This window comes from Pantoea hericii (assembly GCF_014155795.1).
GTDB lineage: Bacteria > Pseudomonadota > Gammaproteobacteria > Enterobacterales > Enterobacteriaceae > Pantoea > Pantoea eucalypti.
In genome coordinates, this window is sequence record NZ_SCKV01000002.1 from 236,605 (window position 1) to 258,437 (window position 21,833).

General features: G+C 56.1%; 19 protein-coding genes. 9 read left to right on the forward strand and 10 right to left on the reverse strand.

Annotated features, from left to right (window positions below; genetic code table 11):
- Window positions 1–2: 2 nt before the first annotated feature.
- The 7 genes from rsxD to H7K52_RS04795 all read right to left on the reverse strand — a co-directional run bounded on the left by rsxD (window position 3) and on the right by H7K52_RS04795 (window position 6,421).
- Window positions 3–1,061, reverse strand: coding sequence for an electron transport complex subunit RsxD (gene rsxD / locus H7K52_RS04765; RefSeq protein ID WP_039660307.1), 1,059 nt, complete (start codon window positions 1,059–1,061; stop codon window positions 3–5).
- Window positions 1,062–3,905, reverse strand: a complete 2,844-nt coding sequence (rsxC, locus tag H7K52_RS04770) for an electron transport complex subunit RsxC (protein WP_182629764.1) — start codon at window positions 3,903–3,905, stop codon at window positions 1,062–1,064.
- Window positions 3,898–4,476, reverse strand: coding sequence for an electron transport complex subunit RsxB (rsxB, locus tag H7K52_RS04775; RefSeq protein WP_008926226.1), 579 nt, complete (start codon window positions 4,474–4,476; stop codon window positions 3,898–3,900). Before rsxB ends, rsxC begins: the two co-directional genes overlap by 8 nt.
- A complete protein-coding gene (gene rsxA, locus H7K52_RS04780; protein ID WP_003853423.1) occupies window positions 4,476–5,057 on the reverse strand; it encodes an electron transport complex subunit RsxA in 582 nt (193 codons plus the stop codon). Before rsxA ends, rsxB begins: the two co-directional genes overlap by 1 nt.
- A 123-nt stretch (window positions 5,058–5,180) precedes the next feature.
- Window positions 5,181–5,624, reverse strand: coding sequence for a DUF2569 domain-containing protein (locus H7K52_RS04785; RefSeq protein ID WP_003853425.1), 444 nt, complete (start codon window positions 5,622–5,624; stop codon window positions 5,181–5,183).
- A gap of 110 nt (window positions 5,625–5,734) precedes the next feature.
- The gene (ydgT, locus tag H7K52_RS04790; protein WP_003853427.1) at window positions 5,735–5,950 is read right to left on the reverse strand and encodes a transcription modulator YdgT; all 216 of its coding nucleotides are present in this window, start codon (window positions 5,948–5,950) and stop codon (window positions 5,735–5,737) included.
- A gap of 291 nt (window positions 5,951–6,241) precedes the next feature.
- Window positions 6,242–6,421, reverse strand: a complete 180-nt coding sequence (locus tag H7K52_RS04795; protein WP_140033476.1) for a hypothetical protein — start codon at window positions 6,419–6,421, stop codon at window positions 6,242–6,244.
- A gap of 216 nt (window positions 6,422–6,637) precedes the next feature.
- Here H7K52_RS04795 and ytfQ point away from each other — a divergent pair, with 216 nt between their 5' ends.
- The 4 genes from ytfQ to yjfF all read left to right on the forward strand — a co-directional run bounded on the left by ytfQ (window position 6,638) and on the right by yjfF (window position 11,183).
- Window positions 6,638–7,594, forward strand: a complete 957-nt coding sequence (gene ytfQ, locus H7K52_RS04800; protein WP_008926228.1) for a galactofuranose ABC transporter, galactofuranose-binding protein YtfQ — start codon at window positions 6,638–6,640, stop codon at window positions 7,592–7,594.
- 76 nt (window positions 7,595–7,670) lie between these two features.
- A complete protein-coding gene (locus H7K52_RS04805; protein WP_182629765.1) occupies window positions 7,671–9,191 on the forward strand; it encodes a sugar ABC transporter ATP-binding protein in 1,521 nt (506 codons plus the stop codon).
- Window positions 9,184–10,200, forward strand: coding sequence for a galactofuranose ABC transporter, ATP-binding protein YtfT (gene ytfT / locus H7K52_RS04810; protein ID WP_008926230.1), 1,017 nt, complete (start codon window positions 9,184–9,186; stop codon window positions 10,198–10,200). The genes H7K52_RS04805 and ytfT overlap by 8 nt, the downstream gene beginning before the upstream one ends.
- Window positions 10,197–11,183 (forward strand): galactofuranose ABC transporter, permease protein YjfF, encoded by a 987-nt coding sequence (yjfF, locus tag H7K52_RS04815; RefSeq protein WP_003853433.1) that lies wholly within the window; start codon window positions 10,197–10,199, stop codon window positions 11,181–11,183. Before ytfT ends, yjfF begins: the two co-directional genes overlap by 4 nt.
- A gap of 43 nt (window positions 11,184–11,226) precedes the next feature.
- Here yjfF and H7K52_RS04820 read toward each other — a convergent pair whose 3' ends face one another.
- The 3 genes from H7K52_RS04820 to H7K52_RS04830 form a co-directional block, all read right to left on the reverse strand.
- The gene (locus H7K52_RS04820; RefSeq protein ID WP_182629766.1) at window positions 11,227–11,694 is read right to left on the reverse strand and encodes a GNAT family N-acetyltransferase; all 468 of its coding nucleotides are present in this window, start codon (window positions 11,692–11,694) and stop codon (window positions 11,227–11,229) included.
- A 588-nt stretch (window positions 11,695–12,282) separates the two neighbouring features.
- Window positions 12,283–13,782: an L-arabinose isomerase gene (gene araA / locus H7K52_RS04825; protein WP_182629767.1), complete on the reverse strand. Its 1,500-nt coding sequence runs from the start codon at window positions 13,780–13,782 to the stop codon at window positions 12,283–12,285.
- A 203-nt stretch (window positions 13,783–13,985) separates the two neighbouring features.
- Window positions 13,986–15,689 (reverse strand): ribulokinase, encoded by a 1,704-nt coding sequence (locus H7K52_RS04830; RefSeq protein WP_182629768.1) that lies wholly within the window; start codon window positions 15,687–15,689, stop codon window positions 13,986–13,988.
- A gap of 365 nt (window positions 15,690–16,054) precedes the next feature.
- Between H7K52_RS04830 and H7K52_RS04835 the strand changes: the two genes are divergently transcribed.
- From H7K52_RS04835 to H7K52_RS04855, 5 genes are all read left to right on the forward strand, one after another.
- Complete coding sequence (locus tag H7K52_RS04835) at window positions 16,055–17,038, forward strand: arabinose ABC transporter substrate-binding protein (RefSeq protein WP_003853437.1); 984 nt, start codon at window positions 16,055–16,057, stop codon at window positions 17,036–17,038.
- A gap of 99 nt (window positions 17,039–17,137) precedes the next feature.
- The gene (gene araG / locus H7K52_RS04840) at window positions 17,138–18,658 is read left to right on the forward strand and encodes an L-arabinose ABC transporter ATP-binding protein AraG (RefSeq protein ID WP_003853438.1); all 1,521 of its coding nucleotides are present in this window, start codon (window positions 17,138–17,140) and stop codon (window positions 18,656–18,658) included.
- A gap of 12 nt (window positions 18,659–18,670) precedes the next feature.
- Window positions 18,671–19,654, forward strand: a complete 984-nt coding sequence (araH, locus tag H7K52_RS04845; RefSeq protein ID WP_003853439.1) for an L-arabinose ABC transporter permease AraH — start codon at window positions 18,671–18,673, stop codon at window positions 19,652–19,654.
- A 76-nt stretch (window positions 19,655–19,730) separates the two neighbouring features.
- Window positions 19,731–20,648, forward strand: coding sequence for an arabinose operon transcriptional regulator AraC (gene araC, locus H7K52_RS04850; protein WP_182629769.1), 918 nt, complete (start codon window positions 19,731–19,733; stop codon window positions 20,646–20,648).
- Window positions 20,649–20,727: 79 nt separating this feature from the next.
- The gene (locus H7K52_RS04855) at window positions 20,728–21,774 is read left to right on the forward strand and encodes an oxidoreductase (RefSeq protein WP_182629770.1); all 1,047 of its coding nucleotides are present in this window, start codon (window positions 20,728–20,730) and stop codon (window positions 21,772–21,774) included.
- The last annotated feature ends 59 nt before the right edge of the window (window positions 21,775–21,833 follow it).

Genomic DNA, 21,833 nt, shown 5'->3' on the forward strand with positions numbered 1-21,833 from the left:
GCTTAATCCTTCTGATGGCCGTAAACGCGCGGCTGGGTGTAGTAATCGATGAGCGGCACGCAGATGTTTGCCAGCAGCACAGCAAATGCCACGCCATCAGGATAGCCGCCAAAGCTGCGAATCAGCCAGACCAGCAATCCAATCAGCGCACCATAGATCAGGCGACCCCGATTGGTGGTGGAGGCGGTCACCGGATCGGTGGCAATAAAGAACGCCCCCAGCATGGTGGCACCGGAGAACAGGTGAATCAGCGGACTGTTGAGTGATTCCGGTGAGAAGAACCAGCCCAGCGTGGCGCAGAACGCCAGTGACAGCAGCATGGCTGCAGGGATATGCCAGCGAATCGCACTTTTCCACAGCAGGAACAGGCCGCCCACCAGATATCCGACATTGACCCACTGCCAGCCCAGGCCCGCCAGCACGCCGCTGTAAATCGGCTGGGCCAGCAAATGCTCTGCGCTGTGACCGGCGCGTAAACCGGTTTTAAAGGTATCAAGCGGCGTCGCCTGGCTGATGCCATCCACACCCATCTGCAACTGCTGCATGGTTTCGCCCGCCAGCGTATGGCCACTGAACACCATGCTAAGACTGTCCATCAGCCCCGGTTTGATCGCCTGAAGGGTGTCAGGCGGCAGCCAGCTGGTCATTTGCACCGGGAAGGAGATCAGCAGCACTACATAGCCGACCATCGCTGGATTAAACGGGTTCTGTCCCAGACCGCCATAAAGCTGTTTAGCAATGACCACAGCAAACAGCGTACCGATCACCACCAGCCACCAGGGCGCCAGCGGCGGCAGGCTGATACCAATCAGCACAGCGGTCAGTAACGCGGAGTTATCCGCCAGGGTGCTGCCAACGGGCGCTTTACGCAGCCGCAGAATGGCCGCCTCGGTCAGCCATGCGGTGAGCGTCGCAAGCAGGACCTGCAAAAAGGTGCCGTAACCAAAGAAATAACACTGTGCAGCAAAACCCGGCACTGCAGCCAGCACCACCAGCAGCATGATGTTGCCTGTGCTGCGGCGGTTATGGGTGTAAGGAGAACTTGCGATACGAAAAGCCATTTAATCCTCAAGCGTCTTAGACGACTGCGCTTTACGCGCTTTGGCACGGGCGATGGCGGCAGCAATAGCGGCTTTGCGCGCATCATCGGGTTGATTCAGTTCAGGTGCCTGTTCAGGTTCAGCATTCGCATTGTTTGCCTGCTCCTGCGCCTCCTCCGCTTTCTCCACCGCAAAATGCGCGGCAGTGGCGACTGCTGCGGCATCGCGTGAAGCTGTCTCCGCGTCATTTTCAGCCTGCGCGGCTTTCTTCGCTTTGGCACGGGCAATCGCCGCCTGAATGGCAGCTTTGCGCGGGTCAGTTTCGGCAGCGGCGTCTGGCGCGGCTTCCGAAACGCTCGGGGTGTCAGCCGGAGTCGCCGCATCCGTATCTTCAGCCTGCGCGGCTTTCTTCGCTTTGACACGGGCAATGGCGGCCTGCACCGCAGCTTTACGCGGATCGGTTTCAGCAGCGGCGTCTGGCGCGGCTTCAGTAACGCTCGCCGCGTCAGCCGGAGTCGTCGCATCCACGCCTTCAGCCTGTGCGGCTTTCTTCGCTTTGGCGCGGGCAATGGCGGCCTGCACCGCAGCTTTGCGCGGGTCAGTTTCGGCAGCGGCGTCTGGCGCGGCTTCAGACACGCTCACGGTGTCAGCCGGAGCCGCCGCATCCGCGCCTTCAGCCTGTGCGGCTTTCTTCGCTTTGGCGCGGGCAATCGCGGCCTGTACCGCAGCTTTACGCGGGTCGGTTTCGGCAGCGGCGTCTGGCGCGGCTTCAGAAACGCTCGCCGTGTCAGCCGGAGCCGAGGCTTCAGCCTGCGCGGCTTTCTTCGCTTTGGCGCGGGCAATCGCGGCCTGCACCGCAGCTTTGCGCGGGTCAGTTTCTGCAGGGGCGTCTGGCGCGGCTTCAGAAAAGCTCGCCGTGTCATCCGGAGCCGCGGCTTCAGCCTGCGCCGCTTTCTTCGCTTTGGCGCGGGCAATCGCGGCCTGCACCGCAGCTTTGCGCGGGTCGGTTTCAGCAGCGGCGTCTGGCGCGGCGTCAGAAACGTTCGCCGTGTCAGCCGGAGCCGCGGCTTCAGCCTGTGCAGCTTTCTTCGCCTTAGCGCGGGCTACCGCCGCTTCGACAGCGGCTTTGCGCGGATCGACGCTGGCTTCAGCCACGGTCTCCACCGCATCAACCGGTGACACTTTCTTCGCCTTAGCTCGGGCAATGGCCGCTTCAACCGCGGCTTTGCGCGGATCGACAGTCTGACGCGTTACCGGTTGGGTTTCCGCCTGAGCCTCGGCCTGACGCAGACGCGCCTGCGCATGACGGGCTTCACGTTGCGCTTCAAGCGTCGCTTCATCCGGTTCAGCGGCCTGGCGGGCTTTCACCCGCGCTTTCGCAGCCGCCAGCTCACTGGTATCGGTACGGGCTACACGCTGTTTTGCCTCCTCATGACGCGCTTCACGGGCCTGTTTCTCGCGCTCCAGCCTTGCCTGACGGGCTTCGAAGCGAGCTTTGGCTTCCAGCGTGCGTTTCGCTTCCAGATCGATGGCGCGCAGCTCCGCTTTTTCCTGGCGATAATATTGCACCAGCGGAATATTGCTCGGGCAGACATAGGCGCAGGCGCCACATTCAATACAGTCATCAATGTGGTGTGAGCGCGCTTTATCGTGATCGCCGCCCTGGCTGAACCAGTAAAGCTGCTGAGGCAGCAGCTTAGCCGGACAGGCATCGGCACAGGCGGAACAGCGAATGCAGGACTGCTCTTCATCGTTGTTACCCATCTCACTGGGAGAGGGGGCGAGAATACAGTTGGTGATCTTCACCACCGGCACATCCAGCGACGGCAGGGTAAAGCCCATCAGCGGGCCGCCCATGATCACCATCTGACGCGGTGCTGGTGTAAAACCGACATGGTGCAAGAGATGGCTGATTGGGGTGCCGAGACGACTCCAGACGTTACGCGGCTGGGCAATTGACTCGCCAGTCAGCGTCACGACACGTTCGGTAATCGGCTCACCATTAATTATGGCGCGTTTAACCGCCCAGGCGGTGCCAACGTTTTGCATCAGCACACCGATATCGGTGGAACGTCCGCCGTGTGGCACTTCCATGCCGGTCAGAATACGGGTCAGCTGCTTTGCGCCGCCAGAAGGGTATTTAGTCGGGATGACGCGAATGTGCAGATCGCGTTCGTTACCCAATGCCTGTTTCAGCGCGGCAATCGCCTTTGGTTTATTATCTTCAATACCAATCAAAACCCGCTCAGCCTGCAACACCCATGCGAGAATGCGACTGCCTTCCAGCACTTCAGCGGCGTAATCCTGCATCAGACGATCGTCCGCGGTGATGTAGGGCTCGCACTCGGCCGCATTAATAATCAGGGTTTTCACCCCGCGCAGGCCGCCTTTGAGTTTGGTGGCGGTAGGGAAGCCCGCGCCACCCAGGCCCGCAACGCCGGCGTCGTGAATACGTTGCACAATGTCGGCGCGCGGATGCTGACGGTAGTCAGGCAGAGGATCAAGCGGTATCCAGCGGTCGTCGCCGTCGGGCGTCAGAAAAATACACAGTTCTGACAAACCCGAAGGATGCGCGGTCATATGCTGACCAATATCATCAATGACACCAGAAGTGGGTGCATGGACCGGCAGCATACGGCCCGTGCCAAACGTCAGGGGCTGACCGCGCAACACCTTGTCGCCAGGCGCAACGCAGATCTCACCTTCATGTCCGATATGCTGTTTCAGCGGGATAATAAAACGGTGTGGCAACGGCAGTTCGCTGAGCGGCGTACCGTTAGACTGGGTTTTCATTTCCGGCGGATGAATACCGCCCTGAAAATCCCAGACCTTCTCTTTTTTCAGGAAGTTAAACAGATTAAGCATGAGTATCTACCGGAATCACCCGTACAGGAATGGTATTCAAATCCCACTTCCAGTTAGCTGGTGTGGTGGCAACCGGACGCATTTCAATACAGTCTGTCGGGCAGGGTGCGACGCAGAGATCGCAGCCGGTACAGACATCGCTCAGCACGGTGTGCATGGCGCGGGTTGCCCCGACAATCGCATCCACCGGACAGGCCTGAATACATTTGGTGCAGCCAATACAGTTGGCTTCGTCAATGAACGCCACCGTGCGCACCGGCTCTTTCGCCGATTCATCGCCATCAATCGGCTGCGGATCAACGTTAAGCAGCGCAGCCAGTTTGAGCATGGTCTGCTCGCCGCCTGGCGCGCATTTATTGATCGCTTCGCCGTTGTTGCCGACCGCATCCGCATAGGGACGGCAGCCTGGATAGCCACACTGACCACACTGGCTCTGCGGCAGAATGGCATCAATCTGCTCAACGATAGGATCTTCTTCGACTTCAAAGCGGCGCGAGGCGTAACCCAGCAGCGCGCCGAACACCAGGCTCAGCGCACTTAATACGGCAACAGCAATCCAGATCGCGGTCATCAGAATTTCACCAGACCGCTGAAGCCCATAAATGCCAGCGCCATCAGGCCCGCAGTGATCAGGGCGATGGAGTTGCCTTTGAACGGGGCCGGAACATTCGCCAGCACCAGGCGCTCACGCATACCGGCGAACAGGACCATTACCAGCGAAAAACCGATGGAAGCACTGAAACCATACAGCGCAGCCTGCATAAAGGTGTGGTTGAGGTTAACACTCAGCAGCGGCACGCCCAGCACCGCACAGTTGGTGGTAATTAGCGGCAGAAAAATACCCAGCAGGCGATAGAGCGACGGGCTGGTCTTACGTACTACCATCTCGGTGAACTGCACGACAACCGCGATCACCAGGATATACGCCATGGTGCGCAGATAGACCAGATCCAGCGGCAGCAGGATCAGATGATTGACCAGCCAGGCGCAGATCGACGCCAGCGTGATGACGAATGTCGTGGCGAGGCCCATGCCAATTGCCGTTTCCAGTTTTTTGGAAACGCCCATAAAAGGACAAAGGCCGAGAAACTTCACTAATACGAAGTTATTCACCAGCACAGTGCCAACAAAGAGAAGCAGATAATCGGTCATTTTTTCGCCTGGGAGCCAGAAAGCGGCTTATTATCATTCATAGCGCGACGTATCTCAACACCCGCGCCACCCGCAAGGCGGCAGACCGCACTCAGAATTAAATTCCTGACACAACTCACCGCGTTACGGCGCGATAAAGGTCTTTTTTACCCGTTCTGAGCGTTTGAAATAGGGCACAAACACCGCCGCGGCCAGCAGCGACAGCAGTAATGTCTGAAGGGCTCGGCTATCAGCGACGGGTGTGAAAGCAAAGGTTTTCAGCGCCAGTAGCACGGTAATCAGCAGCCAGAGCAGATAATGGCGCGGCAGGCGTCGGGAGCGCTTCAGGAACAGCCAGCTGATCCAAAGACTATAGGCCCAGACCGCCACGGCGGTAAGCAGGGAAATGGCCCAGTATGAGAAGAGGGTGCTGCCGTGAGAAAACAGCGCCACACGCCACGCCGGATTAAACAGGGGAGTCAGATACATCGCCAGCACCAGAACGGTGGTTAACAGGGTCATTATCAGCCAGGCCAGAGGCAGCAAAAGCCAGCCACCAATGCGCGGCGCAGCAACCTGTTCATTCATCGTAGTTATTCCTGTCTCGGAGAGTCAAAGCGCAGCAGAATAACATGTCCAGAGAGGCACGCCCATCCGGACAACGTCAGCAGTAAACGAAGCGATAAATCAGTGAGAAATCAGACCACGTAGCGCCACACCGTTTTTGGTACGCAGCCCAGATCATATAACCGTCCGCCAGAGACCAGTTCAGCGCGTCGATGGTCGGCAGCCCGGTACATATTGATAATTTCCAGATCATTGGTCAGGGAGTAATTAAGATGATCGAAAAGCTTTTCCAGACTGTCTGAATTATTTACTTTGCGGAATTTAAGCAGGTAATCGTGCGCAGTCATCATTGCCATAATAGATAGAAGTAACAAAGGAGTGCTCAGTATAGGGGGCGGGCTTGGTCTGTCCAGATCATGCAGGTGAAAAAAGCCGAAAATCAGACAAAATCACCTTATTAGTCACTAAAAGTCCATATTCCTCGTTCTGATTATGCACGATGTTGGTAACTCAGCGCCTTAGTTTACTACGTCAGCCTGACTGGTTTGGGTTACTGCGGCAATTAAACGTTAAAAATAAGCAGCACAATATTATTTTTTATTCCATTTGACCCTGACAGCACATGAATACCTTATTTATTACACTTTAACCGCAGGAAATTTAACCGTTAAATAACGAATGCCATAGAAACGTTTCGCGCCTGATTCGTCTTCACCATCGATTGTGCGGACAATCACAAATCCCATTTTTTGTTCACCGCAAACCGGATAACCCATTTTGTACGCCTGCCTGTAATCGTTTCCAGTGGCATTAAACATAAGCGATTCTGTTTATTACATTTATTTAACCGGCATTGTAATTTTACTCAGCGATTTTATCCATAACACCCCTGTTGGAAAACTGCTCGCTCTGCACGTAACTCCTTTAAATTGCTCTGTTTTGTGAAGTGTGTCGCCATTATGCACGCTTTTTTAGTCCAGTCTAAGCAGGCTCTCTACCCTAAACAGCAAACGCCTTTCAGAGGATTAAAAACTATGTGGAAACGTTTACTTCTGACCACGCTGGTCAGCGCCGCGTTAACCGGCCCGGTACTCGCTGCTGATATGACGGTCGGCTTCTCGCAGGTCGGTTCAGAATCTGGCTGGCGCTCAGCGGAAACTAACGTAGCGAAAAGCGAAGCCAAAAAACGCGGAATCACCCTGAAAATCGCCGACGGACAGCAGAAACAAGAGAATCAGATCAAAGCCGTGCGTTCGTTCATTGCTCAGGGCGTTGATGCCATCTTTATCGCGCCTGTGGTACAGACCGGCTGGGAGCCGGTACTGGAAGAAGCCAAAGATGCCAAAATACCGGTTTACCTGCTGGATCGCGCCATCGTGGTCAAAGACAAATCGCTCTATCAGGCGGTGGTGACAGCTGACAACGTGCTGGAAGGCAAGCTGATTGGCGACTGGCTGGTAAAAACCGTAGGCGACAAAAAATGTAACGTGGTCGAACTGCAGGGCACGGTCGGTGCCAGCGTGGCAATCGACCGCAAGAAAGGCTTTGCCGAGGCAATCAGCAACCACCCTAACATTAAAGTGATCCGTTCTCAGTCGGGTGACTTTACCCGCAGTAAAGGTAAAGAGGTGATGGAGAGCTTTATCAAGGCGGAAAACAACGGCAAAAACATCTGCATGGTTTACGCGCATAACGATGACATGGCGATCGGTGCCATTCAGGCCATTAAGGAAGCCGGTCTGAAACCGGGCAAAGATATTCTGACTGGCTCAATTGATGGCGTACCGGATATCTACAAAGCGATGCTGGCGGGTGAGGCTAACGCCAACGTGGAACTGACGCCAAATATGGCGGGTCCGGCGTTTGATGCGCTGGAAAAATTCAAAAAAGATGGCACGCTGCCGCCAAAAGTGATCAAGACCGAATCGAAGCTGTTCCTGCCTGCTGATGCACAGGCGGAGCTGGATAAGAAAAACGGTATGGGTTACTGATTCACCGACCCGTCAAAGACCAGCCGCAGACCGCCCTCCGGGGCGGTTTTTCATGACGTAAGGCGGAGTGAGCAGAATGACCACGCAAAATGAAACACCGCTGCTATCCATCAGCGGCATTAGCAAAGGTTTTCCCGGCGTCAAAGCGCTGAATAATGTTTCCTTTGATATACGCAAAGGGGAGATCATGGCGCTGCTGGGCGAGAACGGTGCCGGTAAATCCACGCTGATTAAAGTGCTGACCGGTGTTTACAGCCGCGACGCCGGCACCATTACCCTGAACGGCGAGCCGATTACACCGCACAATACGGCGCAGGCGCAGGAGATGGGTATCGGCACCGTTTATCAGGAAGTGAATATGCTGCCGAACATGTCGGTGGCAGATAACCTCTATATAGGGCGTGAGCCGCGTCGTTTTGGCATGATTGACCGTCGGAAGATGGTGCGTGATGCCGATGCGCTGATGCGAAATTACGGTTTTTCCCTTGATGTCACGCGTCCGCTGGGCCACTACTCGGTGGCAATGCAGCAGATTATTGCTATCTGTCGCGCGGTCGACCTTTCTGCTCAGGTGCTGATCCTCGACGAGCCAACAGCCAGTCTGGATGCCAGTGAAGTCGAGATGCTGTTTACCCTGATGGCGCAGTTAAAAGCCAAAGGGATGAGCCTGATTTTTGTGACCCATTTTCTTGACCAGGTGTACCGAATTACTGACCGGATTACCGTGCTGCGTAACGGGCAATTTATCGCGACTCGTGAGACCGCCACGCTGCCACAGATTGAACTGATTAAGCTGATGTTAGGACGTGAACTGCTTCAGACGGCGTTACAGCGTCAGGGCAGCACGCTGCGCAGCAATCAGCCGGTGGTGTCATTTGAAGATTACGGCAGAAAGGGCACCATTGAGCCTTTTAACCTGGCCGTGCGTCCCGGTGAGGTGGTGGGACTGGCGGGTCTGCTGGGCTCTGGCCGCACCGAAACCGCAGAAGTGTTGTTTGGTATTCGTCGCGCCGATCGTGGAACCGCGACGATCAAAGGTAAAGTGCAGCGTATTACCAACCCGGCGAAAGCCTCACAGCTTGGCATGGGGTTTTGCCCGGAAGATCGTAAGACAGACGGGATTATTGGCGCGGCCTCCGTGCGCGAAAATATTATTCTGGCATTGCAGGCGCAGCGCGGCTGGTTACGGCCCATTAAAAAACGCGAGCAGCAGGCGATTGCCGATCGTTTCATCAAAAGTCTGGGCATTCGCACGCCGCACGCTGAGCAGCCGGTAGAGCTGTTATCGGGTGGCAATCAGCAGAAGGTGTTGCTGTCGCGCTGGCTGGTGACCAAACCGCAGTTTTTGATCCTCGACGAGCCGACGCGCGGTATTGATGTGGGTGCGCACGCCGAGATTATCCGTTTAATCGAATCCCTTTGCGCCGATGGTCTGGCGCTGCTGGTGATCTCCTCTGAACTCGAAGAGCTGGTCGGTTATGCCGATCGGGTGCTGATCATGCGCGATCTGAAGCAGGTGGCAGAAATTCCGCTGGAGCAGCTTTCGGTGGCGTCGATCGTGAATGCTATCGCGGACGGAGGGGCAAAACATGCTTGAGTCACCTATGACATCTGAAAAAACGCCACGTCGTAAGCTGAAACTCCCGCCGGGGATGCCGCAAATCGCCGCGCTGCTGTTGGTGCTGTTAATCGACAGTCTGGTGGCCAATAACTTTTTTGCAGTGCATCTGCAGGATGGCCGTCTGTTCGGCAGTCCGATCGATATTCTTAACCGTGCGGCACCGGTTGCCCTGCTGGCGATAGGGATGACGCTGGTGATCGCGACTGGCGGCATCGATCTTTCCGTAGGGGCGGTGATGGCGATAGCGGGCGCAACGGCCGCCACACTGACCGTCGCCGGGCACGGTGTGCCGTTTATTATTCTCTGCACGCTGGCAACCGGTTTAGCCTGTGGTTTGTGGAACGGGGTGCTGGTGGCGCTGCTGCGTATTCAGCCATTTGTTGCGACGCTGATTCTGATGGTTGCCGGGCGCGGTATTGCTCAGCTGATTACCCAGGGTCAGATTGTGACGTTCGACAGTGACAGTCTTGGCTGGTTTGGTAACGGCTCGCTGTGGATGTTGCCGGTGCCGGTCTGGATCACGCTGGTGGTCGCGCTGGCCGTCTGGCTGCTGACGCGCAAAACCGCGCTGGGTCTGTTTATCGAAGCGGTGGGGATTAACCTGCGCGCTGCCCGCAATGCGGGTGTGACGGGCTGGCTGGTGGTGATGTCCACCTACGCGATCAGTGGCGTCTGTGCGGCAGTGGCCGGGCTCATCGTCGCGGCGGATATTCGCGGTGCAGATGCCAATAACGCCGGTTTGTGGCTGGAGCTGGACGCGATTCTCGCCGTGGTGATAGGCGGTGCATCCCTGATGGGTGGCCGTTTTAATCTGGTGCTGTCGCTGATTGGTGCGCTGATTATTCAGTCGATGAATACCGGGATTCTGCTCTCCGGCTTCCCGCCTGAGCTGAATCAGGTGGTGAAAGCGGTGGTGGTGATGTGCGTGTTGTTACTGCAGTCACCGCGATTTATTGCGATGTTAAAACGGAGGCGTCCGACATGATTAAACGTCATCTTCCGCTGATGATTACCTTGCTGGTGTTTGTGGCGGGTTATCTGTTTTGTCTGAGTCAGTTTCCGGGTTTTGCTTCTACCCGGGTAATTTGCAATATCCTGACCGATAACGCGTTCCTTGGCATTATCGCCGTCGGCATGACTTTTGTGATTTTATCTGGCGGTATCGATCTGTCGGTCGGCGCAGTGATTGCTTTTACCGGTGTGTTTCTGGCGCGGGCAATTGGTGATTTCCATGTCGATCCGCTGCTGGCCTTTGCGTTGATTCTGTCAATGGGCGCGCTGTTTGGTGCCATGATGGGCTGGCTGATCGATGCGCTTAAGATCCCGGCGTTTATTATTACGCTGGCAGGAATGTTTTTCCTGCGTGGCTGTTCTTATCTGGTGTCTGAGAACTCGATTCCTATTGATCATCCGCTTTATACCATGCTTTCCAGTCTGGCGTGGAAAGTGCCGGGTGGTGGGCGTCTGAGCCTGCTGGCCGTGATTATGCTGGTGGTGGTGATTGGCGGGATTATTCTGGCGCACCGCACGCGCTTTGGTAATCGGGTTTATGCTATTGGCGGGAATCTGACCTCCGCTCAGCTGATGGGTGTTTCAACCCGTGCGACCACCATTAAGATTTATATGCTTTCCACCACGCTGGCGACGCTGGCTGGCATCGTGTTCTCGATCTATACCTCGGCAGGTTATGCGCTGGCCGGGTTGGGTGTGGAGCTGGATGCGATTGCATCGGTGGTGATTGGCGGCACGTTGTTGTCGGGTGGTGTCGGTACGGTGCTGGGTACGCTGTTTGGTGTGTTGATTCAGGGGCTGATTCAGACGTGGATTAATTTTGACGGCACGCTGAGTTCGTGGTGGACCAAGATCGCCATCGGGATTCTGCTGTTTGCGTTTATCGCGCTGCAGCGGTTACTGACGGTGATCTGGGATCGTCAGCAGAACGCACCGGTTAAACGCATCCCAACCTGAGTATTGCGTATCCCGGTTAATGGCGGCTCTCAGGAGCCGCCTTTTACTGCGCCAGATGCAGGACCATCACCGTGACTTCTTCTCCCGCTATGTGCCGCTGTTCCACCGCCTGCCATCCTGAACGCTGATAGTACGCCTGCTGATCGGGAGTATAGAGCCAGAGTTCACTAATTCGCTTTTGTCTGGCCCGCGCAATTACCTGCTGGATCAACGCTTTTGCTACGCCCTGACCGCGAAATTTTTTGTCCGTCACCACTTCACCCATCCAGTATTCTCTTGCCGGGATGTCGTCCAGTTCATAGCGGATGACGCTACAGGTCGCGATGACCGTTTCGCCATCCGGCGTGGCAACAAGGGTAAATTCCGCCGAGCCTGTCTGGTTCCTTTGGTGTAAATGCGCAAGGATGGTGGGTTGATGTGACCAGGCTGGATGATGTGACCATTCAGTGTGCAGCAGTTTTGCTGTTTGTCTGGCGTAGTCGGGATGTTGGTTCAGATCGACAACTTGCATGGCGCTGGCTACCTTCGTTTTGTCAGGCTACAAGCAATACAGGCTGGTGGGGAAAAGTGCAAGATGATGGCAGGATTGCGTTATAGCAAAGAATTAAGCTCTCTTTTGTATGACAGGAAAAACAATCGCTATTGAATGTTGATGCAAGGTCAGGAAATGACTGCCTGATCGCAAAGGATTCCCGCATCCATGCGGATCGGCCGCGCCATCCCTGGTGCGGACGCTTTGCTCTTCAGGCATACCATTCCTTCCCGGTTGGGCTTGATCATTGCTGTAATGGACAGTGCGAGATTGAAAGAATGGAGTGCACAGTTGCAGCGAAATGGGACTTTCGCAGTAAGGGCTTTTATTACATGCTGAGCTTTTGAATATTCGCAAAAATGCAAAATTAAGGAGGGGATGGCGGGCAGTGGAGTAAAGCGTCCGCCGCAGGGACGCGGCGGCCGAGCCTACAGGGATGTATTTACGGCGACTTTACGGAACGCCCGCCATTCCCGACTGAATAGCACGAACCTGCAAACAAACGGCGCTTTATCGATCCTGAACCGATTTCTTTTCAGAACCCCTAAAGCGCCGTTTAATCACTTATTAACGTTTAAGACGGTAATAAGCTTCGTTCCAGCGCAGCGCATCTTTAAACGCAGGCAAGGTGGTGTGCTCATCAATCACCAGCACTTCAATATCGTTCATCTCGCCGTACAGATACATATCCTCCAGCGTCAGCGCCTGGCTGAACACCGTATGGTGTGCACCGCCGCCCAGAATCCATGCTTCAGAGGCGGTCGCCAGTGATGGCTGCGCTTTCCACAGCGCGCGCGCAACCGGCAACTTCGGCAGCGGTTTCGGCTGTTCGATAGCATCCACCACGTTAACCAGCAGACGGAAACGGTCGCCCATATCAATCACGCTGGCGTTAACCGCACGGCCCGCTGGGGTGGAGAAAATCATACGCGCTGGATCGGCTTTATCACCAATGCCCAGGAACTGCACATCGATCAATGGTTTCTCTTCAATGGCAATTGACGGGCAGACTTCCAGCATGTGCGAGCCAAGCACTAAATCGTTGCCTGGTGAGAAGTGATAGGTGTAATCCTCCATAAAGGAGGTGCCACCTTTGCGGTCACCGGACAGCACTTTGAAAATGCGCAGCAGGGCAGCGGTTTTCCAGTCGCCTTCGCCGGCGAAGCCATAACCCTGACCCATCAGACGCTGAACCGCCAGACCGGGCAACTGCGTCATGCCGTGCAGCGTCTGGAAGTTAGTAGTAAAGGCGTGGCAGCCTTCTGCTTCCAGAAAACGCTTCAGACCGAGTTCGATGCGTGCAGCATCCAGCACGTTCTGACGTTTCTCACCGCCAGATGCGGCGACATCGGTAAAGCGATAAAGACTTTCATATTCGTCGATCAGCGCATTCACGTCGCCATCGCTGACGCCATTGATCACCTCAACCAGATCGCCAACGCCCCAGCCATTCACTGAATAGCCGAACTGAATCTGCGCGGCGACTTTATCGCCTTCGGTTACGGCCACTTCACGCATGTTGTCGCCAAAGCGAGCGACTTTCAGCTGCTGGCTGGCCTGTTTAGCCAGTGCTGCACGCATCCAGTTGCCCAGGCGCTGCTGGCTGGCGCTGTCTTTCCAGTGACCGGTCACCACGCTGTGTTGCAGACCCATGCGCGCGCCGATGAAACCGAACTCACGGCCGCCATGTGCGGTCTGGTTCAGGTTCATAAAGTCCATGTCCATGCTGTCCCACGGGATCTCGGCATTGAACTGGGTATGGAATTGCAGCAGCGGCTTATTCAGTACGCTCAGGCCGCCGATCCACATTTTGGCCGGGGAGAAAGTGTGCAGCCAGGTAATGATCCCAACGCACTGCTTGTCATAATTAGCATCGCGACACAGGGCCAGCGCTTCATCCGGTGACTTCACTAGCGGTTTCAGCTCCAGACGCAGTGGTAAACCGGCCTGATTTAAACCCTCGACGACCTGACGTGCATTCTGTTCAACCTGGCGTAACGTTTCCGCCCCATAGAGATGCTGCGTGCCGATAACAAACCACACGCTGTAATTGTTTGACTGTTCCATAAAACCACTCCTTCACTTAGCGCCTACCTGATAGGCTATTTTATTTGTCATTCCGAACCTGGGCAGCGCTCACACAGGCTGCTTTAGCAACCTGAACGCCCGTCAGGGCGGCCCTGAAGGGGCGAGCGCAGCGAGTAATCCTCACGTACGCCCTCTACGCTCCGGTTGCTCCGCACTGTCCGTGTCCAGACTGCCTGCAACAATTACGCCTGTTGGGAGAGGCTCGTCGCGGAAGCGGGGCGGGCGGCGTATTGCGGTTCAGCCGTCACGCACCATTGTTGATAGCGTTGATACAGTTGTTGATAGCGGGCAACGCGCGCCGGATCGGGCTGCAGCGTCACGGCAATCGGACTGGCCATGACCTGCTGAGCATCCGGGACGCTGGCGTGAACACCGGCGGCAACGGCGGCGAAAATGGCCGCACCCAATGCACAGCACTCGTCAGAGGCGACGATATCCAGTGGCCGGTTCATCACATCGCAGCAGGCCTGCATAATCGCCGGAGATTTTCGCGCGATGCCGCCGAGAGTCAGAATGCTCTCGACCGGGATCTGCTGCTGCTCAAAGCACTCCATAATGGCGCGCGCGCCAAACGCGGTTGCTGCGACCAGACCACCAAACAATGCAGGGGCATCAGTGCCCAGATTCAGGTCGGTAATCACCCCTTTCAGACGCTGATTTGCATTCGGTGTGCGGCGCCCGTTAAACCAGTCCAGTACCACCGGCAGGTGATCGAGCTGCGGATTGGCAGCCCAGGCCTCGGTTAAATCCTTAATCAGCGTTTTTTGCATCTCAGCCAGCTGAGGCTTCAGTTCCGGATGCTGCTGCGCCGCCAGCTTTAATGGCCAGCCCAGCAAACGGCTGAACCAGGCGTAGATATCACCAAAGGCAGACTGACCCGCCTCCAGTCCGATAGCGCCGGGCATGACGCTGCCATCGACCTGACCGCAGATGCCTTTGATATCGCGATCGCCGACCTTTTCTGCGTCAGCAATCAGAATGTCGCAGGTTGAGGTGCCGATCACTTTCACCAGGGTATAAGGTTTAGCCCCGCCGCCGACCGCGCCCATGTGACAGTCAAACGCGCCACCGGAAAGCGTCACGGTCTGCGTCAGACCAAGACGCTGCGCCCATTCCGGGCTGAGGGTGCCCACCGGCATATCAGCGGTCCAGGTGTCAGTGAACAGCGGGGAGTCGAGCTGCTGCGTTAACAGCGGGTCGAGCGCATTCAGGAAATCGACATCGGGCAGGCCGTTCCAGTCGCCGTGCCACAACGCTTTATGTCCGGCGGCACAACGGCCGCGACGCAGCTTATCTGGTGCGGTGGTGCCGCTTAACAGGGCGGGCACCCAGTCGCACAGCTCCACCCAGGAGACGGCGGCTTCGCGCACAGCCGAATCTTCACGCGACACGTGCAGAATCTTCGCCCAGAACCACTCCGAAGAATAAATGCCGCCGATATAGCGGCTGTAATCCTGGAAGCGGCCACTGTGGCAAAGCTGATTAATCTCTTCCGCTTCTTCTATAGCCGTGTGATCTTTCCACAACACGAACATCGCGTTGGGGTTCTCAGCGAACTCCGGACGCAGCGCCAGCACGTTGCCGTCGCGGTCAATAGGCGCCGGGGTAGAACCGGTGCTGTCAACGCCAATGCCGACCACGGCGTTGCGCTGATCTTCACTCAGTGCATTCAGAACGCCGAGCAGCGCCTGCTCCATAGCGTCAATATAATCCTGTGGATGGTGGCGAAAACGGTTGGTGTGCGGATCGCTGTATAAGCCCTGTTGCCAGCGCGGATAGCTGAACACCGCACTCTGCAGCTCTTTGCCGCTATGACAATCCACGGCCAGCGCACGCACCGAATCACTACCAAAGTCCAGCCCAAGGGTGATGGCTCCAGCACGCATCGGAATCTCCTGTAGTTAGTTAACGCCTTTATCCTGGGTTCGGTGCGCCAAATCAGTTAGTCATGGCTGGCTGACAATATGCACTTTTCTGTCATCGGCAGTGATTTTGTGATCCATTGCATAAGTTAAGGGCCGGTTAAATTTGCTGAATATATGGATGATTTTGCCGTGATTTTAAGATGTGATACCGCTCTACATTTTTCTTCGCTAATACCGCTAAAACTAGCCCAGCGTCTGGACACTCTGTCAGCACATGCCAGCCTAACGCACTGATTTATGGCTGTACCCACAAAACAAAACTTACTGGTAGCGTTTACACCGATTCGTTATTAGCAGCGAAAAATAACCTGGTACCGGAGAGCATCATGCATAAATTCACTAAAGCATTCGCGGCCATCGGCCTGGCAGCGGTTATGTCACAATCCGCTATCGCCGAGACCATGAAGCTGGGTTTTTTAGTCAAGCAACCAGAAGAACCCTGGTTCCAGACTGAATGGAAATTCGCCGATAAAGCGGGCAAAGATCTTGGCTTTGATGTCATCAAAATTGCCGTGCCGGATGGTGAAAAAACCCTGAATGCCATCGACAGTCTGGCGGCGAACGGCGCAAAAGGTTTTGTCATCTGTACGCCCGATCCAAAACTCGGTTCCGCCATCATGGCAAAAGCGCGCGGCTACGGCCTGAAAGTCATCGCAGTGGATGATCAGTTCGTCACCGCCAAAGGCAAGCCAATGGATACCGTGCCACTGGTGATGATGGCGGCCACTAAAATTGGTGAGCGTCAGGGTCAGGAGCTTTATAAAGAGATGCAGAAACGCGGCTGGGATGTGAAAACCACCGGCGTGATGGCCATTACCGCCAACGAACTCGACACCGCTCGTCGTCGTACTGGCGGCTCAATGGACGCGATCAAAGCCGCTGGCTTCCCGGCAGCCCAGATCTACCAGGTCCCAACCAAATCTAACGACATCCCTGGCGCGTTTGATGCCGGTAACTCCCTGCTGGTGCAGCATCCTGAAGTCAAACACTGGCTGATTGTCGGCATGAACGACAACACCGTGCTGGGCGGCGTACGTGCGACTGAAGGTCAGGGCTTTAAAGCGGCTGACGTCATCGGTATCGGCATCAACGGCGTCGATGCCATCAGCGAACTGTCGAAAGACAAGGCGACCGGCTTCTACGGTTCGCTGCTGCCAAGCCCGGATATCCACGGCTACAAAAGCAGCCAGATGCTCTACAACTGGGTCAGCAAAGGTGAAGAGCCACCTAAATTCACCGAAGTTACTGATGTGGTGCTGATCACCCGTGACAACTTCAAAACTGAACTGGCGAAAAAAGGACTGATGTAACTGTGAGCCTGCCGGGCTGTTCGTTGCCCGGCATCCTTAATAGCCCATTTCGCGTCGCCCGCCATAACCGGCCGGTGGCGCGAAAGAGTGAGGATTAACATGAACACTGATTCAGCATTTCTGTCGTTTCATGGCATCAGTAAAACTTTCCCTGGCGTGAAAGCGTTGCAGGATATCTCCTTCGACTGCCGTGGCGGTGAAGTTCACGCTCTGATGGGCGAGAACGGCGCAGGCAAATCGACGCTGTTAAAAATACTCAGCGGCAGTTATCAGCCGAGCGGCGGTGAGATTCGTATTAAAGGCAAGCCGATGAGTTTTCAGCGCACGACGGATGCACTGGACGCGGGCGTCGCCATTATTTACCAGGAACTGCATCTGGTGCCGGAAATGAGCGTGGCGGAGAACATCTATCTCGGTCAGATTCCGCACAAACATGGACTGGTCAACCGTAAGCTGATGCGTTTTGAGGCGGGCGTACAGCTGAAAAATCTCGGCATGGATATCGATCCCGATATGCCGCTGAAATACCTGTCGCTGGGCCAGTGGCAGATGGTGGAGATTGCCAAAGCGCTGGCGCGCAATGCACGTATTATCGCCTTTGATGAGCCAACCAGCTCCCTGTCGGCGCGTGAAATCGACAACCTGTTCCGCGTCATTCGCCAGCTCCGCGAGGAGGGCCGGGTAGTGCTCTACGTGTCTCACCGTATGGAAGAGATTTTCGCCCTTAGCGATGCCATCACCGTGTTTAAAGATGGCCGCTACGTGCGGACGTTTACTGACATGGCGAACACCCATCACGACGATCTGGTGCAGGCGATGGTAGGGCGCAACCTGGGCGATATCTATGGCTACTCACCGCGTCCCAAAGGGGAAGTGCGGCTGGAGCTGGACAAGGTTGAAGCGAAGGGCGTGCGTACGCCAATTTCACTGAAAGTCCATGCCGGTGAAATCGTTGGACTGTTTGGACTGGTCGGTGCCGGACGCAGTGAACTGCTGAAGGGCCTGTTCGGCGGCACGCGTTTGCGTGGTGGTCAGGTCATCCTGGACGGCAAGCCACTGCCGCTGCGTGAGCCGATTGACGCCATTCGTGCCGGCATCATGCTCTGCCCGGAAGATCGTAAAGCTGAGGGCATTATTCCGGTGCACTCGGTGCGCGACAACATCAACATCAGCGCCCGCCGTCACAACCTGACTGCCGGTTGCCTGATAAAAAACGGCTGGGAAAACAAGAACGCCGACAGCCATATCCGCTCGCTGAATATTAAAACGCCCAGCGCCGATCAGCTGATCATGAACCTTTCCGGCGGTAATCAGCAGAAGGCGATCCTGGGACGCTGGCTCTCTGAGGATATGAAAGTGATCCTGCTGGATGAGCCAACGCGCGGCATCGATGTCGGTGCCAAACATGAAATTTATAACCTGATTTATCAGCTGGCGAACCGGGGCATTGCGGTGCTGTTCGCCTCGAGCGATTTACCGGAAGTGATGGGCCTGGCCGATCGCATCGTTGTGATGCGTGAAGGTGCCATTGCCGGTGAACTGCTGCACGACGACGCCACGGAGCAGCAGACGCTGAGCCTGGCGATGCCCAAAACCACTCAAGCGGCCGCCGTGGCCTGACAGGAGATCATCATGGCTTCATCTACGACCTCAAATACACCGCAGCCCGCTTCACGCGGCGGCCTGCAGTTAGGTCGCATCTGGGACAACTTCGGCATGCTGGTGGTATTTGCACTGCTGTTTATTGTCTGTGCGATTTTTGTGCCGAACTTCGGCTCGTTTATCAATATGAAAGGCTTAGGGCTGGCGATGTCGATGTCCGGCATGGTCGCCTGCGGCATGCTGTTCTGTCTGGCTTCCGGTGACTTTGACCTGTCGGTCGCTTCCGTCATCGCCTGTGCGGGTGTCGTCACCGCCGTGGTCATCAATATGACGGAAAGCCTGTGGATTGGTGTGGGTGCCGGACTGGTGCTCGGCATGATCACCGGCTTTATCAACGGCTTTGTGATTGCGCGACTGAAGATCAATGCCCTGATCACCACGCTGGCGACGATGCAGATCGTACGCGGCCTGGCTTATATCTTCTCTGACGGTAAAGCCGTTGGTATTGAAGATGAGCGCTTCTTTGAACTGGGCTTTGCCAACTGGCTGGGTGTGCCCGCGCCGATCTGGCTGACTCTGGCCACCATGGTGATCTTCGGCTTCCTGCTCAACAAAACCACCTTTGGTCGTAATACGCTCGCGATTGGTGGCAATGAAGAGGCGGCGCGCCTGGCGGGTGTACCGGTAGTGCGCACCCGTATCATCATCTTTATCCTCTCCGGCCTGGTCTCTGCGGCGGCGGGCATTATTCTGGCGTCACGTATGACCAGCGGCCAGCCGATGACCTCCATCGGCTATGAACTGGTGGTGATTTCTGCCTGCGTACTGGGTGGTGTTTCACTGAAGGGCGGCATCGGTAAGATCTCTTACGTGGTGGCGGGGGTATTGATCCTCGGCACGGTAGAGAATGCGATGAATTTATTGAATATCTCGCCATTCTCACAGTATGTGGTGCGCGGTCTGATACTGTTAGCTGCGGTGATTTTTGACCGTTACAAACAGAAAAAAGCCTGATTGAGCGAGCCGTTGGCCTGCGGACGCAGAGGTGTCTGCAGGCTATCCGAACAATAACAGACTGAGTGAGGACGCTATGTATCACCGCGAATTACCGGCTGAGCAGCAAAACCCCTTGTTGCCGGGCTATTCATTCAATGCCTGGCTGGTGGCAGGGCTGACGCCCATCACTGCCGATGGTCCGCTCGATTTTTTTATCGACCGCCCGCACGGCATGAAAGGTTACATTCTGAATCTCACCATTAAAGGCAAAGGGCGGGTATTCGACGGCGAGCGGGCATTTGACTGCGAGCCCGGCGAAATGCTGCTGTTTCAGCCAAAAACTGCCCACTACTATGGTCGCGCGCCGGACAGTCCGCAGTGGTTCCACCGCTGGGTCTATTTCCGTCCGCGCGCCTACTGGCACGACTGGCTGCGCTGGCAGGATGAGCAGGAGGGTGTGGGACGACTGCTGCTGCCTGAGTCACTGCGTGGCGAGTTTGACCGACTGTTTGCCAGTATCGAACAGACCCATAATTCGGGTCGGCGCTTTGCGGAAGAGCTGGCGATGAACCTGCTGGAGCGACTACTGCTACGTGCCGTTGAAGAAGATCCGCGTAGTCATCAGCTCATCCGCGATCCACGCGTAATTGAAGCCTGCCAGTATGTGACCAACCATCTTGCAAGCGAAGTGAAGATTGAAGAGGTGGCGCGTCACGTCTGCCTGTCACCGTCGCGGCTGGCACACCTGTTCCGCGAGCAGATGGGTGTAAATCTGCTGCGCTGGCGTGAAGATCAGCGCGTTATTCGCGCCAAACTGTTGCTGCAGACCACCCAGGAACCGATCGCCTCGGTAGGGCGTGAAGTGGGTTACGACGACCAGCTCTACTTCTCGCGCGTGTTTCGCAAGCGTGTTGGTGTCAGTCCCAGCGATTTCCGCCGCCGCAATCAGGACGCACATGACAACCTGGCGGCGCAGACGGCCTGGCCCCTGGCGCGGAGTGCTATCTCTTAGTTTTTTCGGGAGATTCCGCCTTGTCCTCACCTGGTTAATAGTCTTAAATCAATCAGGTTAGCGACAAAGAGGAATCAAAATGAGCGATAAATTACGTGTTGGTCTGATCGGCTACGGTTTTGCCAGTAAAACGTTTCACGCCCCGCTGATTGCAGGGACACCGGACGTCGAGCTGGCAGCCATTTCCAGTAGCAACGCCAGCAAAGTCCACGCCGACTGGCCTGCTGTTAAAGTGGTGGCCGATCCTCAGGCGCTGCTGGACGACCCTACGCTGCAACTGATTGTTATTCCTACCCCCAACGACACCCACTTCCCGCTGGCAAAAGCGGCGCTGAACGCCGGTAAACATGTGGTGGTCGACAAGCCGTTTACCGTGACGTTGTCACAGGCGCGCGAACTGGATGCGCTGGCGAAAGCCAAAGGTTTGCTGCTATCGGTGTTCCATAACCGCCGCTGGGACAGTGACTTTCTGACGCTGAAATCCCTCCTTGAGACAGGCTCACTGGGTGAAGTGCGCTATTTCGAATCGCACTTTGACCGCTTCCGTCTGGAAGTGCGTAATCGCTGGCGCGAAATGAAGGGCGCAGGCAGCGGAATCTGGTATGACCTGGGGCCACATCTGCTGGACCAGGCGCTGCAGCTGTTTGGCCCGCCGGTCGCTATTAATGTCGACCTGGCCGAGATGCGTCCGGGCGCGCAGACCACCGACTACTTCCACGCCACGCTGACCTACCCGCAGCGCCGCGTGGTGCTGCACGCCAGCATGCTGGTGGCAGCAGAATCTGCCCGTTATACCGTCCACGGCACGCGCGGCAGTTACGTCAAATATGGTCTGGACCCACAGGAAGATCGCCTGAAGTCGGGGGATTTCCCGCCGCAGGAGGACTGGGGTTATGACATGCGCGACGGCACGCTGACGTTAGTTGACGGTGATTCACTGACGGAAACTACTCAACTGACTCAGCCGGGCAACTATCCCGCTTACTATGCGGGCATCCGCGATGCGATTGCCGGACGCGGTAACAATCCGGTGACGGCGGAAGAGGCGATTCAGGTGATGGAGCTGATTGAACTGGGTCTGCAATCCGCTGAGAAACGCCAGACGATGTCGCTGAAGCGCGTCTGATCTGCAGGTGCTTAATGCAGAAAGCAGAACGGGCCGGTTATCCGGCCCGTTTTTTGTCG

Bases quoted from the DNA above. Each gene is read 5' to 3' on its own strand.
- rsxB (WP_008926226.1), bottom strand. From the start codon at position 4,476: ATGACCGCGATCTGGATTGCTGTTGCCGTATTAAGTGCGCTGAGCCTG.
- H7K52_RS04855 (WP_182629770.1), top strand. From the start codon at position 20,728: ATGAGCGATAAATTACGTGTTGGTCTGATCGGCTACGGTTTTGCCAGT.
- ytfT (WP_008926230.1), top strand. From the start codon at position 9,184: ATGCTTGAGTCACCTATGACATCTGAAAAAACGCCACGTCGTAAGCTG.
- araG (WP_003853438.1), top strand. From the start codon at position 17,138: ATGAACACTGATTCAGCATTTCTGTCGTTTCATGGCATCAGTAAAACT.
- H7K52_RS04785 (WP_003853425.1), bottom strand. From the start codon at position 5,624: ATGAATGAACAGGTTGCTGCGCCGCGCATTGGTGGCTGGCTTTTGCTG.
- rsxA (WP_003853423.1), bottom strand. From the start codon at position 5,057: ATGACCGATTATCTGCTTCTCTTTGTTGGCACTGTGCTGGTGAATAAC.
- araH (WP_003853439.1), top strand. From the start codon at position 18,671: ATGGCTTCATCTACGACCTCAAATACACCGCAGCCCGCTTCACGCGGC.
- araA (WP_182629767.1), bottom strand. From the start codon at position 13,782: ATGGAACAGTCAAACAATTACAGCGTGTGGTTTGTTATCGGCACGCAG.
- rsxD (WP_039660307.1), bottom strand. From the start codon at position 1,061: ATGGCTTTTCGTATCGCAAGTTCTCCTTACACCCATAACCGCCGCAGC.
- ytfQ (WP_008926228.1), top strand. From the start codon at position 6,638: ATGTGGAAACGTTTACTTCTGACCACGCTGGTCAGCGCCGCGTTAACC.
- yjfF (WP_003853433.1), top strand. From the start codon at position 10,197: ATGATTAAACGTCATCTTCCGCTGATGATTACCTTGCTGGTGTTTGTG.
- H7K52_RS04820 (WP_182629766.1), bottom strand. From the start codon at position 11,694: ATGCAAGTTGTCGATCTGAACCAACATCCCGACTACGCCAGACAAACA.
- H7K52_RS04795 (WP_140033476.1), bottom strand. From the start codon at position 6,421: ATGTTTAATGCCACTGGAAACGATTACAGGCAGGCGTACAAAATGGGT.
- araC (WP_182629769.1), top strand. From the start codon at position 19,731: ATGTATCACCGCGAATTACCGGCTGAGCAGCAAAACCCCTTGTTGCCG.
- H7K52_RS04830 (WP_182629768.1), bottom strand. From the start codon at position 15,689: ATGCGTGCTGGAGCCATCACCCTTGGGCTGGACTTTGGTAGTGATTCG.
- H7K52_RS04835 (WP_003853437.1), top strand. From the start codon at position 16,055: ATGCATAAATTCACTAAAGCATTCGCGGCCATCGGCCTGGCAGCGGTT.
- rsxC (WP_182629764.1), bottom strand. From the start codon at position 3,905: ATGCTTAATCTGTTTAACTTCCTGAAAAAAGAGAAGGTCTGGGATTTT.
- H7K52_RS04805 (WP_182629765.1), top strand. From the start codon at position 7,671: ATGACCACGCAAAATGAAACACCGCTGCTATCCATCAGCGGCATTAGC.
- ydgT (WP_003853427.1), bottom strand. From the start codon at position 5,950: ATGACTGCGCACGATTACCTGCTTAAATTCCGCAAAGTAAATAATTCA.